This is a genomic window from Rhizobium ecuadorense, from assembly GCF_001187535.1.
Lineage (GTDB): Bacteria > Pseudomonadota > Alphaproteobacteria > Rhizobiales > Rhizobiaceae > Rhizobium > Rhizobium ecuadorense.
The window spans coordinates 167,108-182,308 of sequence record NZ_LFIO01001733.1 but is presented as its reverse complement, the minus strand read 5'-3'; the positions used below and the strand labels follow the sequence as shown (position 1 = coordinate 182,308).

The window sequence follows — 15,201 nt, the reverse complement described above, 5'->3', positions numbered from 1 at the left end:
AGAGACAGCCCATGCGCATTGAACTCGAAAAACGCCCCGACGTCTCGAAGCTCTTCGCCTTCGTCTCGCCGCTGCTGGCGCTTGCCCTGACGCTTGCCTTCGGCGCCATCATGTTCGCCATGCTCGGCAAGGATCCTGTGGAGGCGCTGGACGCCTTCTTCGTCGAGCCGCTGCTCGAGGTCTGGTCGCTGCACGAATTGGCGATCAAGGCCGCACCGCTGATCCTGATCGCCGTCGGCCTTGCCGTCTGCTATCGCTCGAACAATTGGAATATCGGCGCCGAAGGCCAGTTCACCATCGGCGCCATCACCGGCTCCTATCTGCCGATCGTCTTCTACGACTGGCATTCGCCGCTGGTGCTGCCGCTGATGCTGCTCTGGGGAGCTCTTGGCGGCGCGCTGTTTGCCGCCATTCCGGCGCTGTTGAAGGCGCATTTCAACACCAACGAGATCCTGACATCGCTGATGCTGGTCTATATCGCCCAGCTCTTCCTCGACTGGCTGATCCGCGGCGCCTGGCGCGATCCGAAGGGCTTCAACTTTCCGGTCTCGCGCGATTTCGCCCCTGAGGCGGTGCTGCCGGCGATCTGGGAAGAATCGGGCCGAGCCCATTGGGCTTTCATCTTCGCTCTCATTGCGGCCGTCGGCGTCTGGTTCATGCTGCGCTACACGCTGAAAGGCTTCGAGATCGTCGTGCTCGGCCAGTCGGAACGGGCAGGGCGCTTTGCCGGTTTCTCCTCGAAGAAGATGATCTGGTTCAGCTTCCTCTTCTCCGGAGCCCTTGCCGGCCTTGCCGGAATAGCCGAGGTTTCCGGCTCGATCGGCCATCTGCAGCCGGCGATCTCGCCGGGCTACGGCTTCACCGCTATCATCGTCGCCTTCCTCGGCCGCCTCAATCCGCTCGGCATCATCGCCTCTGGCCTGGTCTTGGCGCTGACTTATCTCGGCGGCGAGGCCGCACAACTGTCGCTCGGCGTTTCCGACAAGGTCACCCGCGTCTTCCAGGGGCTGCTGCTGTTCTTCGTGCTCTCCTGCGACACGCTGATCTATTACAAAATCCGCATCGTCTGGTCGCGGGTCAGGGGCGCGGCATGAGCATCTTCGAAGCCATTCTGCTGACGGTCATCACCGCCTCGACGCCGCTCGTCATCGCAGCGCTGGGCGAACTGGTGACGGAGCGCTCCGGTGTTCTCAATCTCGGTGTCGAAGGCATGATGATCATGGGCGCGGTTGCCGCTTTTGCCGGCGCCCAGATCTCCGGCTCGCCCTATGTCGGCATCGTCTGCGGCATAGCGGCAGGCGCGCTTTTCTCGCTGCTGTTTGCCTTCCTGACGCTGACGCTGGTGGCAAACCAGGTGGCGACGGGACTGGCGCTCACCCTTCTCGGCCTCGGCGCGTCCGGCATGCTCGGCGAGGCTTATGTCAGCGTTCCCGGCATCCGGCTGGGAGAGATCGTCATTCCGGTCCTGTCGGATCTTCCGGTCATCGGCCATATTCTCTTCCGGCAGGACCTGATCTTCTATCTGTCGATTGCGCTTGTAGTGGGCGTCAGCTGGTTCCTGTTCCGCAGCCGGGCCGGGCTGAAGCTGAGGGCAATCGGCGACAGTCACGCTTCGGCCCATGCGCTCGGCATTCAGGTCATCCGCACGCGCTATCTGGCGGTGATGTTCGGCGGCGCCTGCGCCGGTCTTGCCGGCGCCCAGCTGTCGCTCGTCTACACCCCGCAATGGGCCGAGAACATGTCGGCGGGGCGCGGCTGGATCACGCTGGCGCTGGTGGTCTTCGCCTCCTGGCGGCCGTGGCGGGTGTTTGCCGGCGGTTATCTCTTCGGCGCGGTCACCATCCTGCAGCTGCACGCCCAGGCCTTCGGTCTCGGCATTCCCTCGCAGTTCCTCTCGATGCTGCCCTATGCCGCGACTATTGTGGTTCTCATCATCATTTCTCATAATCGGCGCACGACGTTGATCAATACGCCCGCCTCGCTCGGAAAGGCCTTCGTGCCGGAGCGATAAAGCAACACGATAAAGACGGGTTTCCGCAATAACTTCAAACCAACAGGGGTTCCCATGAAGAAATACGCATTGACACTCGCCGCCTCGGCCGCCGCCGTGATCGGCATCTCGTCGGCCGCTCAAGCCGCCGATAAGACGAAGGTCTGCTTCGTCTATGTCGGTTCGCACACCGATGGCGGTTATTCGCAGGCCCACGATCTCGGCCGCCAGCAGGTCCAGGCCGAATTCGGCGACAAGATCGAAACGCCTTACCTCGAAAACGTGCCGGAAGGCCCGGATGCCGAGCGCGCCATCGAGCGCCTTGCCCGTTCCGGCTGCAAACTGATCTTCACAACGTCCTTCGGCTTCATGGATGCGACGGTGAAGGTCGCCGCCAAGTTCCCGAAGGTGAAGTTCGAGCACGGCACAGGCTACAAGTCCGGCCCGAACCTCGCGACCTACAATTCGCGCTTCTATGAAGGCCGCTACATCCTCGGCCAGATCGCCGCCAAGACCTCGAAGAATCACGGCGCCGCCTATATCGCCTCCTTCCCGATTCCCGAAGTGGTGATGGGCATCAACTCCTTCGAGCAGGGTGCCAAGTCGGTCGATCCGAGCTTCAAGCTGAAGGTCATCTGGGTCAACACCTGGTTCGACCCCGGCAAGGAAGCCGATGCCGCCAAGGCGATGGTCGACCAGGGCGTCGACGTCTTGACCCAGCACACCGATACGACAGCGCCGATGCAGGTTGCCGAAGAACGCGGCATCCATGCCTTCGGTCAGGCATCCGACATGATCGCGGCAGGCCCCAAGGCGCAGCTGACGGCGATCGTCGATACCTGGGGCACCTACTACTCCAAGCGCGTCCACGCGCTTCTCGACGGCACCTGGAAGTCCGAGCAGAGCTGGGACGGCCTGAAGGACGGCATCCTGAAGATGGCGCCCTATACCAACATGCTTGACGACGTGAAGAAGATGGCCGAGGAAACCGAAGCCAAGATCAAATCAGGCGAGCTGCATCCCTTCACCGGCCCGATCAACAAGCAGGACGGCACCCCCTGGCTGAAGGCCGGCGAAAAGGCGGATGACGGCACGCTGCTCGGCATGAATTTCTATGTCGAAGGCGTCGACGACAAGCTGCCGGCGCAATAAGCCGCATTTCAAATCGCAGCTGCGAAGGGCGCCCCTTGTGGGCGCTCTTTTTTTGCTGCAGTGCATGCAAAGATTCCGATTTACAAAAGTAATACTATATGATTTTTTGACCCTGCGCCGCGAGACGCGGCTTGGGAGGAAATCATGAAATTGAAGACTGCACTTTTGAGTGCCACGATTCTTGCTGCCTGCATGTTCGGTTCGGCTTCCGCCGGCGGATTGACCGTCGGTTTCTCGCAGATCGGCTCGGAATCGGGCTGGCGCGCGGCTGAAACGACCGTCACTAAGGAACAGGCCAAGAAGCGCGGCATCGATCTGAAGTTTGCCGATGCGCAGCAGAAGCAGGAAAATCAGATCAAGGCACTGCGCTCCTTCATTGCTCAGGGCGTCGATGCCATTCTCATTGCTCCGGTCGTCGAAACCGGCTGGGACGACGTTCTCAAGGAAGCCAAGGAAGCCAAGATTCCGGTCATCCTTCTCGACCGCACCATCAAGGCTCCTGATGATCTCTACCTGACGGCTGTGACCTCGGACCTCGTCCATGAAGGCAAGGTCGCCGGCGACTTCCTGGTCAAGACTGTCGGCGACAAGAAGTGCAACGTCGTCGAGCTGCAGGGCACGACCGGTTCGTCGCCGGCCATCGCCCGCAAGAAGGGCTTCGAAGAAGCTCTTGCCGGCCACGACAACCTCAAGATCGTTCGCAGCCAGACCGGTGACTTCACCCGCACCAAGGGCAAGGAAGTCATGGAAAGCTTCCTGAAGGCTGAAAATGGCGGTAAGGACATCTGCGCACTCTACGCCCATAATGACGACATGGCCGTCGGCGCAATCCAGGCGATCAAGGAAGCCGGCCTGAAGCCCGGCAAGGATATCCTCGTCGTCTCCATCGACGCCGTTCCCGATATCTTCAAGGCGATGTCCGAAGGTGAAAGCAATGCCACGGTCGAGCTGACGCCGAATATGGCAGGCCCGGCCTTCGATGCCCTCGATGCCTACCTGAAGGACAAGAAGGCTCCGGCAAAGTGGATCCAGACAGAGTCCAAGCTCTACACCCCTGCCGACGAGCCGATGAAGGTCTACGAAGAGAAGAAGGGTCAGGGCTACTGATCTGATTTGACACCGCTGCATAACCCTCAAATCGGGATCGATTTGAGGGTGAAAGATGCAGCATTAAGCGCTGTAGAACCGCACCGGCCCGTCATGGACCGGTGCGGAACTGCCTTGCCGCCTTGGGACGTCATGTCCGGCCGCGGCGCGGCTTTTGCCGTCAATATCAGGAAAACACACCCTTATGATTCACGATTTCGAGAACGTTCTCGCAGCTTCCGGAATATCGAAATTCTTTCCCGGCGCAGTGGCGTTGGACAAGGTCGATTTCTCGCTGCGCAAGGGCGAGGTACACGCGCTGCTGGGCGAAAACGGTGCCGGCAAATCGACACTGATCAAATGCCTCACCGGCGCCTATCATCGTGACGAGGGCAGCCTGACGCTCGACGGCCAGGAAATCAATCCGGCCAATACGCTCGCCGCCCAGAAGCTCGGCATCGGCACGGTCTACCAGGAGGTCAACCTGCTGGCCAATCTGAGCGTCGCCGAAAATCTCTTTCTCGGACGCCAGCCAAGGCGTTTCGGCATGACCGACGTGCGCGCGATGAACCGCAAGGCGCGCGAACTTCTCGCCGGCTACGGCATCGATATCGACGTCACCGCCGAACTTGGCCGCTTCTCCGTCGCCGTCCAGCAGGTGGTCGCCATCGCCCGCGCCGTCGATCTTTCCGGCAAAGTGCTGATATTGGACGAGCCGACGGCAAGCCTCGACAACCAGGAAGTGGCACTGCTCTTCCGCATCATTGAGGATCTGAAGAAGCGCGGCCTCGGCATTGTTTTCATTACTCATTTCCTAGAGCAAGTCTATTCGATCAGCGACCGGATTACCGTGCTGCGCAACGGCAAGCTCGTCGGCACCCGCGACGTCGCCGATCTGCCGCGCCAGGGCCTGATCGCCATGATGCTCGGTCGCGAGTTGGCGCATGTCGAGGAGACGGTGCGGGAACACAGCCTTGCCGCCGGCGAGGTCCGCTATCGCTTTTCGGGTTACGGCAAACGCGGCAAGGTCAAGCCCTTTGATCTCGACGTGCGCGCCGGCGAGGTAGTCGGCGTTGCCGGGCTGCTCGGCTCCGGCCGCACTGAAACTGCCGAACTTCTCTTCGGCGTCGAACATGCCGACAGTGGCAGCGCCACGATCGACGGCCAGCCGGTCACGCTTTCGAGCCCGCGCGCCGCAATCGAAAAGGGCTTCGGCTTCTGCCCCGAGGACCGCAAGACCGACGGCATCGTCGGCGACCTGTCGATCCGGGAGAACATTGCCTTGGCGCTGCAGGCCCGCCGCGGCTGGACCCGGCCGCTGTCGCGCGCCGAGCAGAATGCGCTTGCCGACCGCTACATCAAGGCGCTCGACATCCGCACCACCGATCGCGAAAAGCCGATCCGGCTGCTCTCCGGCGGCAACCAGCAGAAGGCGATCCTCGCCCGCTGGCTGGCGACCAATCCGAAGTTTCTGATCCTCGACGAGCCGACTCGCGGCATCGATGTCGGCGCCCATGCCGAGATCATCAAGCTCATCGAACAGCTCTGCGCCGAGGGCATGTCGCTGATCGTGATTTCCTCGGAACTTGAAGAGCTTGTCGCCTATAGTTCACGTGTCATCGTCCTTCGCGACAGGCAGCATATCGCAGAACTCACCGGCGAACGTATCACCGCCGCCGGCATCGTCGATGCCATCGCGGCCGCCGAACACAAGATGGAGGATGCATGAGGTCCTCGCTGAATGCGCTGGCTTATCGCCTGGCGCCGCAATTGATCGCGCTCGTTGTCATTCTTTTGTTGAATTTCATAACGTCGCCGCAGTTTTTTAATGTCGTTGTTCAGAATGACCGGCTCTATGGCAGCCTGATCGATGTGCTGAATCGCGGCGCGCCGGTGGCGCTGCTGGCGATCGGCATGACGCTGGTGATTGCCACCAAGGGCATCGACCTGTCCGTCGGCGCCGTTATCGCCATTTGCGGCGCCGTCGCCGCTTCGTCGATTGTCTCCGGAAATTCAGTTGGTTACACCATTGTCCTGACACTGGCGATCGGCATTGCCTGCGGCGTCTGGAACGGTTTCCTGGTGGCGGTCCTCAATATCCAGCCGATCATCGCCACGCTGGTGCTGATGGTCGCCGGCCGCGGCATCGCCCAGCTCATCACCGAAGGCGCCATCCTCACCTTCAACGATGACGGGCTGACCTTCTTCGGCAGCGGTTCCATGGCTCTTCTGCCGATGCCCGTGGTCATCTGGCTGCTCGTCGGTCTGCTCGTCATCCTGCTTGTCCGCCGCACGGCGCTCGGCATGCTGATCGAGGCCGTCGGCATCAACCGCCGCGCCAGCACGCTCTCGGGCATTCAGACGCCGGTGCTGCTGATGGCCGTCTATATGCTGAGCGGTCTCTGCGCCTCGATCGCGGGCATCATCGTCGCCGCCGACATCAAGGGCGCCGATGCCAACAATGCCGGCCTCTGGCTGGAACTCGACGCCATCCTCGCGGTCGTCGTCGGCGGCAATTCGCTGCTCGGCGGCCGCTTCAGCATCCTCGGATCGCTGATCGGAGCGATGATCATCCAGGCTGTCAATACCGGCATCCTGTCCTCCGGCTTCCCGCCCGAATTCAACCTGATCATCAAGGCGGTCATCATTATCGTCATCCTCGTCATCCAGTCGCCGGCGGTGCAGTCGCTCGCCATCTTCGCCAGCCGCCGGCAGGGCGGAAGGGAGCCGCCGAAATGAACTCCAAATACCTGCCGCTGCTGGCGACCATCGTCATCTTCGTGCTCGCCTATGCCGGCTGCACGCTGCAATATCCGAACATGCTGTCGACCCGCGTCATCGGCAATCTTCTGACCGACAACGCCTTCCTCGGCATCGCCGCCGTCGGCATGACCTTCGTCATCATCTCGGGCGGCATCGATCTGTCGATCGGTTCGATCATCGCCTTCACCGGCGTTTTCCTCGCGGTGATCCTGCAGAAGACCTCGATGCATCCGCTGCTGGCCTTCGCGCTGGTTCTGGTCATCACCACCGCCTTCGGCGCGGTCATGGGCGCAATCATCCACTATCTGGAAATGCCGGCCTTCATCGTCACGCTCGCCGGCATGTTCCTGGCGCGCGGCATGGCCTTCGTGCTTTCGATCGACAGCATCCCGATCGACCACGAATATTATTCGACGCTGACGAGCCTCTATTGGCGGCTGCCCGGAGGCGGCCGGCTGACGCTGATCGGCGGCATCATGCTTCTGGTCTTTGCCGTCGGCATTTTCATCGCCCAGCGCACCCGCTTCGGCACCAATGTCTATGCGCTCGGCGGCGGCCCGCAGACGGCGCGGCTGATGGGCGTGCCTGTGGGACGCACGACGATCCAGATTTATGCGCTGTCGGGCTTTCTGGCAGGCCTATCCGGGATCGTTTTTTCGCTGTACACCTCTGCCGGATATTCTCTTGCAGCAGTCGGCGTCGAACTCGATGCCATCGCGGCGGTCGTCATCGGGGGGACGCTGCTGACCGGAGGAGCGGGATTCGTGGCGGGAACCTTGATCGGTATCCTGATCCAGGGGCTCATTCAGACTTACATCACCTTCGACGGCACGCTGTCGAGCTGGTGGACCAAGATCCTGATTGGCCTTCTGCTGTTTGCATTCATCCTGATGCAGAAAGCCATCCTGTTCGTTTCCAGTCTGAACAAGAGGTACGCCTGAAGGGGAGAGGGATCGCTTGCGCAACACATTGGAAGAGACACGTAAGACGGGGCGCAGAACCCGGACGAGCCACGCGCAGGTGGTCGACGAACTCGGCAAGGCGATCGTCGCCGGCACCTATCCCGTCGGCTCGATCCTGCCTGGTGATACCGAACTGGCGCAGCGCTTCAAGGTGTCCCGCACCGTCTTGCGCGAGACGATGAAGACGCTGGCCGCCAAGGGCATGGTCGTCGCCAAGGCGCGGGTCGGCACGCGTGTGACCGGGAAGAACCTGTGGAACATGTTCGACAGCGAGATCATCGCCTGGCACTTCGACAATGGCGTGACGGAAGAGTTCCTGCTGCAGCTCTACGATATCCGTCTTGCCGTCGAACCCTTCGCCGCCGGTCTCGTCGCCGAACGGGCGAATGCCGAGGATATCGAGACGCTGCGTGCACTGGCGCTCGATATGGCGGCGAGCGGCCATACCGCCGACAGCCTGGCACTTGCCGACCTTCGCTTCCACCTGGCGATCGCCGAAGCCTCGCACAATCCCTTCATGCGCACGCTCGGCAGCCTCATCGAGGCGGCCCTCGTCGGCATGTTCCGCATGAGCACGCCGCCCACCGAAAACGGCTTCGCCAATATTGCCGACACTCATATGCGCATCGTCGATGCGATCGTTTCCGGTGACAGCCTTGCTGCGCGCCGCGCCATGGAGCTCGTCATCCTGGACGGCCGCCACCATGTGCACGAGGCCTTCGCCGCCGTCGGTTCGGAGACCGTCATCGTGTCGATTTCGACCGAAATTTAACACCCGCAAAGGCTTTGCTGATCTGAGGGCACCGCGCGTCTTTTCGGGCGCGCAAAGCACGCTGCAAGACTTTCAATCCACCCGACATGCTTTCCGAAAATCGATTCCGATTTCAGGAATTATGCAGTATGAGGCAACAAAGCCGCCTCATGGCGCGGATTCGCGGAGCAGATCATGGAACGTACTTGTCTTGCCGTCATCCTTGCCGCCGGTGACAGCACGCGGATGAAATCCTCGAAATCGAAGGTGCTGCATCCGGTCGCCGGACGGCCGATGATCGCCCATGTGGTCGAGGCAGTCGCCTCCGCCGGCATTTCCTCGGTCGCGCTCGTCGTCGGCCGCGATGCCGAGGAGGTGGCAAAGGCTGCAACGATTACCGGCGTCGGCATCGAAGCCTGCCTGCAGAAAGAGCGGCTCGGCACCGGCCATGCGGTACTGGCTGCCCGCGAAGCGATCGGCAAAGGTTATGACGATATCCTCGTCACCTATGGCGACGTGCCGTTGCAGACCGACGGGCCGCTGAAGGCGGCCCGCCAGGGCCTTGCCGACGGCAGCGATATCGTCGTCATCGGCTTCCACACCGATCGCCCCACCGGCTACGGTCGCCTACTCGTCAAGGACGGCGAACTCATCGCCATCCGCGAGGAAAAGGACGCGACCGATGCCGAGCGCACCGTGACCTGGTGCAACAGCGGGCTGATGGCGATCAACGGCCGCAAGGCGCTCGATCTGCTCTCGCGCATCGGCAACGCCAACGCCAAGGGCGAATTCTATCTGACCGATCTCGTCGAGATCGCCCGCTCACTCGGTGGCCGCGTCACCGCTGTCGATGCCCCTGAAATCGAGATGACCGGCTGCAACACCCGGGCCGAACTCGCCGTCATCGAGCGCTTCTGGCAGGAGCGCTGCCGCCACCAGATGATGCTTTCGGGCGTTACCATGATTGCGCCGGAAACGGTCTTTCTCTCCTACGACACCGTCATCGGCCAGGATGCGCTGATCGAGCCGAACGTCGTCTTCGGCCCCGGCGCGGTGATCGACAGCGGCGCCGTCATCCATGCCTTCTCGCATATCGAAGGCGCCCATGTCAGCCAGGGTGCGACCGTCGGCCCCTTCGCGCGGCTGCGGCCGGGTGCCGATCTCGGCAATGGGTCGAAGGTCGGCAATTTCTGTGAGGTGAAGAACGGCCGGATCGGCGAGGGCGCCAAGGTCAACCATCTCACCTATATCGGCGATGCCGTCGTCGGCGCCGGCAGCAATATCGGCGCCGGCACGATCACCTGCAACTATGACGGCGTCAACAAGGCCGAGACGGTGATCGGCGAAAACGCCTTCATCGGCTCCAACTCCTCGCTGGTCGCCCCGGTGACGATCGGCGACGGTGCCTATATCGGCTCCGGCAGCGTCATCACCGTCGACGTGCCGGCCGATGCGCTGGCGCTCGGCCGGGCTCGGCAGGAGATCAAGCCAGGCCGCGCCACACTGCTGCGCGAGCGCGCACTCGCGATCAAGGCGGCGAAGAAGGCCAAGGCTTGAACGGTTTTGCGTAACCGGCGGAAATTGAAAGTGACCGCCGAGGCCATTGAGAAATAAGCGGAAATCAGTAGGACTGGCCTCGTTATCGAAGCCTTATGGGGATGTTATATGTGCGGTATTGTGGGGATCGTCGGAACGCAGCCTGTAGCCGGGCGCCTGGTCGATGCGCTGAAGCGTCTCGAATATCGCGGCTATGATTCCGCCGGCGTCGCCACCATTCATGAGGGGGTGATGGATCGCCGCCGCGCTGAGGGAAAGCTGTTCAATCTGGAAAAGCGCCTCGACTCCGAGCCGCTGCCAGGCCTGGTCGGCATTGCCCATACGCGCTGGGCGACCCACGGTGTTCCCAACGAAACCAATGCCCATCCGCATTTTGTCGAAGGTGTTGCCGTCGTCCATAACGGCATCATCGAGAACTTCTCCGAGCTGCGCGACGAATTGACCGCGAGGGGCGCGGTCTTCGAAACCCAGACCGATACCGAAGTCGTCGCCCAGCTGATGGCGAAATACCTGCGCGAGGGCCTGGAGCCGCGCGCCGCCATGCTGCAGATGCTGAACCGCTTGACCGGCGCCTATGCGCTCGCCGTCATGCTGAAGGCCGATCCCGGCACGATCATGGCCGCCCGTTCCGGGCCGCCGCTTGCCGTCGGCTACGGCCGCGGCGAGATGTTCCTCGGTTCGGATGCGATTGCGCTCTCGCCCTTCACCAACGAGATCACCTATCTCTCCGACGGCGATTGCGCCATCATCACCCGCGACAGCGTCGCCGTCATCGATTTCGCCGGTAAGCCGGTCAAGCGCGCCCGCCAGATCTCGCAGGCGACTGCCTATGTCGTCGATAAGGGCAATCACCGCCATTTCATGGAAAAGGAAATCTACGAGCAGCCGGAGGTCATCTCCCACGCGCTCAGCCATTACGTCGATTTCGCCGAGAACACGATCGGCGCCAATGCCGCCGCGATCGATTTCAAGGCGGCGACCGGTCTGGCGATCTCGGCCTGCGGAACCGCCTATCTCGCCGGCCTTGTCGGCAAATACTGGTTCGAGCGTTATGCCCGCCTGCCTGTGGAGATCGACGTCGCCTCCGAATTCCGTTACCGCGAAATGCCGCTGTCGCCGTCGCAGGCGGCACTGTTCATCTCACAATCAGGCGAGACCGCCGATACGCTGGCATCGCTGCGCTATTGCCGGGAGAACGGCCTGAAGATCGGCGCGGTCGTCAATGTCCGCGAATCGACGATCGCCCGCGAATCCGACGCGGTCTTCCCGATCATGGCCGGCCCGGAAATCGGCGTCGCCTCGACCAAGGCCTTCACCTGCCAGCTGGCCGTGCTGGCATCGCTGGCGATCGGCGCCGGCAAGGCGCGCGGCACGGTCAGCGCCGAGGAGGAAAGGGCGCTGGTGCGTCACCTCGCCGAAATGCCGCGCATCATGAGCCGGGTGCTGAACCTCATCCAGCCGCAGATGGAAAGCCTGTCGCGCGAACTGTCGAAATGCAAGGACGTGCTCTATCTCGGCCGCGGCACCAGCTTCCCGCTCGCCATGGAAGGCGCGCTGAAGCTCAAGGAAATTTCCTATATTCACGCCGAAGGTTATGCCGCCGGCGAATTGAAGCACGGGCCGATCGCGCTGATTGACGAGAACATGCCGGTGATTGTCATCGCTCCTTACGATCGTTTCTTCGAAAAGACCGTCTCCAATATGCAGGAGGTCGCAGCCCGCGGCGGCCGCATCATCTTCATCACCGACGAGGCGGGGGCGGCGGCCTCGAAACTGCCGACCATGGCGACGATCACTCTGCCTGTGGTCGACGAAATCATCGCGCCGATGATCTTCTCGCTGCCGATCCAGCTGCTCGCTTATCACACCGCCGTCTTCATGGGCACCGACGTCGATCAGCCGCGCAATCTGGCGAAATCCGTGACCGTGGAATAAGCCCGCGACGACCCGATCTTCGCGCCGAAACATATTGTGCGACGCCCCGAATTCTGGCAGTTTTACCAGGCGGACAAGGGGGAAAGGCCGGCGTTCCGGCCTGTCCAGGACCGAGATGGAGCTCATCAGGAGAGATGACCGACAACACCCCCAGAATGCCGGTCGCGACCCGGCTGAGGAATAATTTTCTCGCAGGCCTGATCATCTGCGCGCCGATCGCCATTACCATCTGGCTGACCTGGACCTTCATCCACTGGTCGGACAGCTGGGTCAGGCCCTATATTCCGGCGCGCTGGAATCCGGAAAGCTATCTCAATTTCGCCATTCCCGGTTTCGGCCTGCTGATCGCCGTCGTGCTGATCACCGTCGTCGGCTTTCTCGGCAAGAACCTGATCGGCCAGAGCATCGTCCGTTTCGGTGAATCAGTCGTCCAGCGCATGCCCCTGGTGCGCACGATCTACAGAAGCGTGAAGCAGATTTTCGAAACCGTTCTGAAGGAGCAGGCGAACTCCTTCAAGAAGGTCGGCCTCATCGAATATCCCGGTCCCGGCCTCTGGGCGCTGGTCTTCATCGCCACCGATGCCAAGGGAGAGATCGCGTCGAAGTTCAACGCCATGGGCCAGGACATGGTGGCCGTCTTCCTGCCGCCGACGCCGGTGCCGACGGCCGGTTTCCTCGTCTTCGTCCCCCGCGAAAAGATCGTCCTGCTCGACATGAGCCCGGAAGACGCCGCCAAGTTCCTGATTTCGGGCGGTCTCGTCGCCCCCGGACACACGCCGTCCGAGCCGAAGCAGAAGCATCTGCCGCGGCCGAAGCCGGTGGCGGTTTCAAAGGCCGACTAACCGGCTCTCAGGAATCGAATCGCCTCATCGCGACGGAAGAGATAGAGCAGGGTGCGGATCGCCTGTCCTCTTTCGCTGGTCAGCTCCGGATCCCGCTCGATGAGATAGGCCGCATCCTTGCGGGCGATTTCCAGCAGGTCGGCATGCGCCTCGAGGCTGGCGATACGAAAGCCCGGCGTGCCGGATTGGCGGGTGCCGAGCAGCTCGCCTTCGCCGCGCAGTTTCAGGTCTTCCTCGGCGATGCGAAAGCCGTCCTCCGTCTCGCGCATGATCGACAGCCTGGCATGGCCGGTTTCGCCGAGCGGCCCCTTATAGAGCAGGATGCAGGTCGAGGCCTCGTCGCCGCGCCCGACGCGGCCGCGCAGCTGATGCAATTGCGCCAGGCCGAAGCGCTCGGCATGTTCGATCACCATGATCGTCGCATCCGGCACGTCGACGCCGACCTCGACGACAGTGGTGGCGACGAGAAGGCGGGTCTCGCCGTTCTTGAACGCCATCATCGCCGCGTCTTTTTCGGGCCCGCTCATCCGGCCGTGGATGAGGCCGATATCGGGGCCGAGGGCGGAGACCAGCGTGGCATGCCGCTCCTCGGCCGACATCAAGTCGAGCTCTTCGGACTCTTCGACCAGCGGGCAGATCCAGTAGGCTTTCTTGCCCTCGGCAAGCGCGCCCTGCAGCCGCCCGACGATTTCACCGGTGCGTTCCATCGGCACGGTGATCGTCTGGATCGGCTTGCGGCCGGCCGGCTTCTCGGTGAGCTTGGACACGTCCATATCGCCGAAGGCGGCAAGCACGAGCGTGCGCGGGATCGGCGTCGCCGTCATCACCAGCATGTGCGGCGAGATGCCCTTGGCGGTCAGCCTCAGGCGCTGATGCACGCCGAAACGGTGCTGTTCGTCGACGACGGCCAGCATCAGCTTGGCGTAGGAGACGCTGTCCTGGAACAGCGCATGCGTGCCGATGATGATCTGTGCCGCACCCGAGGCGATGCGCTCGAGAATCTCCTCTCGCTCACGCCCCTTGGTGCGGCCGGTCAGCACCTCGATGCCGAGACCGGCGGAGGCGGCGAATTTCGAGATCGTCGCGTGGTGCTGGCGCGCCAGGATTTCGGTCGGCGCCATCAGCACCGCCTGGCCGCCGCTCTCGATCACCGCCGCCATCGCCATCAGCGCCACCAGCGTCTTGCCGGAGCCGACATCGCCCTGCAGCAGCCGCAACATGCGCTCGGCCCCGGCCATGTCCTTCAAAACCTCGGCGATCGCCTCGTTCTGGCTTGATGTGAGCGAAAAGGGCAGGGACTTCAGGATCTTGCCGCTGATTTCCCCAGTCGCAAGCACCGGCTGGCCGGCCACCTTGCGCAGCCTCTGCCGCACCAGGCTCAGCGAAAGCTGGCCGGCGAGGAATTCGTCATAGGCAAGCCGCCGCCGCGCAGGGGCCTGTGGGTCGATATCGGCGGGGTCGCGCGGCTCGTGCAGCATATGAAAACTGTCGCGAATCGCCGGCAGGCCCTGTTTCTGCGCCAGCGCCAGATCGATCCATTCCGGCAGCTCGGGAAAACGCGGCAGGGCGCCGTCGATGATCTTGCGCAATGTCTTCGGCGAAAGTCCTGCCGTCAGCGGATAGATCGGCTCGACCAGCGGCAGGTTCTCCGCCTCATCGGCCCTGACGATATAATCTGGATGCACCATCGAGGCGCGGCCGTTGAACCAATCGACCTTGCCGCTGACCGTCACCTCGGCATCGACAGGCAGCTGCTTTTCCAGCCAGGCGGCCTGACCGCGGAAAAAGACCAGCGTCAGCTCGCCGGTCTCGTCATGCAGGAAGACGCGATAGGGGACATTGCTCTTGCCGCGCGGCGGTACTTGGTGCCGGTCGACGCGCGCGGTGATCGTCACGATCGCGCCCTGCGGCGCGCGGGCGATGCCCGGCTGGTTGCGCCGATCGATCAGCGAAAAGGGCGCATGGAAGATGAGGTCGATGACCCGGCAATCTTCCGGCGTCTCGCGCCCGAGCAGCTTGACCAGCAGTTCGGCGATCTTCGGGCCGACGCCCGGAAGGCCCGAAATGGGGGAAAACAAAGGATCGAGAATGGCGGGGCGCATGCGGCCAAAATGCGATGAACAATGCGGCCTTGGCAAGGCTGACAAGCCGCTTTCCAGGGTC

General features: G+C 62.5%; 12 protein-coding genes. 11 read left to right on the top strand and 1 reads right to left on the bottom strand.

Going from position 1 to position 15,201, the window contains the following annotated elements; genetic code table 11:
• Positions 1–11 precede the first annotated feature (11 nt).
• From AF337_RS34055 to AF337_RS34005, 11 genes are all read left to right on the top strand, one after another.
• Positions 12–1,094: an ABC transporter permease gene (locus AF337_RS34055; RefSeq protein ID WP_049735517.1), complete on the top strand. Its 1,083-nt coding sequence runs from the start codon at positions 12–14 to the stop codon at positions 1,092–1,094.
• Complete coding sequence (locus tag AF337_RS34050; protein WP_049735516.1) at positions 1,091–2,011, top strand: ABC transporter permease; 921 nt, start codon at positions 1,091–1,093, stop codon at positions 2,009–2,011. Before AF337_RS34055 ends, AF337_RS34050 begins: the two co-directional genes overlap by 4 nt.
• Positions 2,012–2,065: 54 nt before the next feature.
• Positions 2,066–3,142: a BMP family ABC transporter substrate-binding protein gene (locus AF337_RS34045; RefSeq protein ID WP_049735515.1), complete on the top strand. Its 1,077-nt coding sequence runs from the start codon at positions 2,066–2,068 to the stop codon at positions 3,140–3,142.
• 144 nt (positions 3,143–3,286) lie between these two features.
• Entirely contained in the window at positions 3,287–4,249 is a 963-nt protein-coding gene (ytfQ, locus tag AF337_RS34040) for a galactofuranose ABC transporter, galactofuranose-binding protein YtfQ (RefSeq protein WP_049735514.1), read from the top strand.
• A 184-nt stretch (positions 4,250–4,433) separates the two neighbouring features.
• Positions 4,434–5,957: a galactofuranose ABC transporter, ATP-binding protein YtfR gene (gene ytfR, locus AF337_RS34035; protein WP_049735513.1), complete on the top strand. Its 1,524-nt coding sequence runs from the start codon at positions 4,434–4,436 to the stop codon at positions 5,955–5,957.
• Complete coding sequence (locus AF337_RS34030) at positions 5,954–6,967, top strand: ABC transporter permease (RefSeq protein ID WP_049735512.1); 1,014 nt, start codon at positions 5,954–5,956, stop codon at positions 6,965–6,967. Before ytfR ends, AF337_RS34030 begins: the two co-directional genes overlap by 4 nt.
• Entirely contained in the window at positions 6,964–7,932 is a 969-nt protein-coding gene (yjfF, locus tag AF337_RS34025) for a galactofuranose ABC transporter, permease protein YjfF (protein ID WP_049735511.1), read from the top strand. Before AF337_RS34030 ends, yjfF begins: the two co-directional genes overlap by 4 nt.
• Before the next feature lie 16 nt (positions 7,933–7,948).
• Positions 7,949–8,725: a FadR/GntR family transcriptional regulator gene (locus tag AF337_RS34020; RefSeq protein WP_049735510.1), complete on the top strand. Its 777-nt coding sequence runs from the start codon at positions 7,949–7,951 to the stop codon at positions 8,723–8,725.
• Positions 8,726–8,899: 174 nt separating this feature from the next.
• Positions 8,900–10,261, top strand: coding sequence for a bifunctional UDP-N-acetylglucosamine diphosphorylase/glucosamine-1-phosphate N-acetyltransferase GlmU (gene glmU / locus AF337_RS34015; protein WP_049735509.1), 1,362 nt, complete (start codon positions 8,900–8,902; stop codon positions 10,259–10,261).
• A 108-nt stretch (positions 10,262–10,369) separates the two neighbouring features.
• On the top strand, positions 10,370–12,196 hold the full coding sequence (glmS, locus tag AF337_RS34010) for a glutamine--fructose-6-phosphate transaminase (isomerizing) (RefSeq protein ID WP_049735508.1): 1,827 nt from the start codon (positions 10,370–10,372) through the stop codon (positions 12,194–12,196).
• A 134-nt stretch (positions 12,197–12,330) separates the two neighbouring features.
• Positions 12,331–13,038: a DUF502 domain-containing protein gene (locus tag AF337_RS34005; protein ID WP_049735507.1), complete on the top strand. Its 708-nt coding sequence runs from the start codon at positions 12,331–12,333 to the stop codon at positions 13,036–13,038.
• On the opposite strand, the gene recG is transcribed toward AF337_RS34005, so the two are convergent.
• Positions 13,035–15,140 (bottom strand): ATP-dependent DNA helicase RecG, encoded by a 2,106-nt coding sequence (gene recG / locus AF337_RS34000; protein ID WP_049735506.1) that lies wholly within the window; start codon positions 15,138–15,140, stop codon positions 13,035–13,037. The genes AF337_RS34005 and recG overlap by 4 nt on opposite strands.
• Between the last annotated feature and the right edge of the window lie 61 nt (positions 15,141–15,201).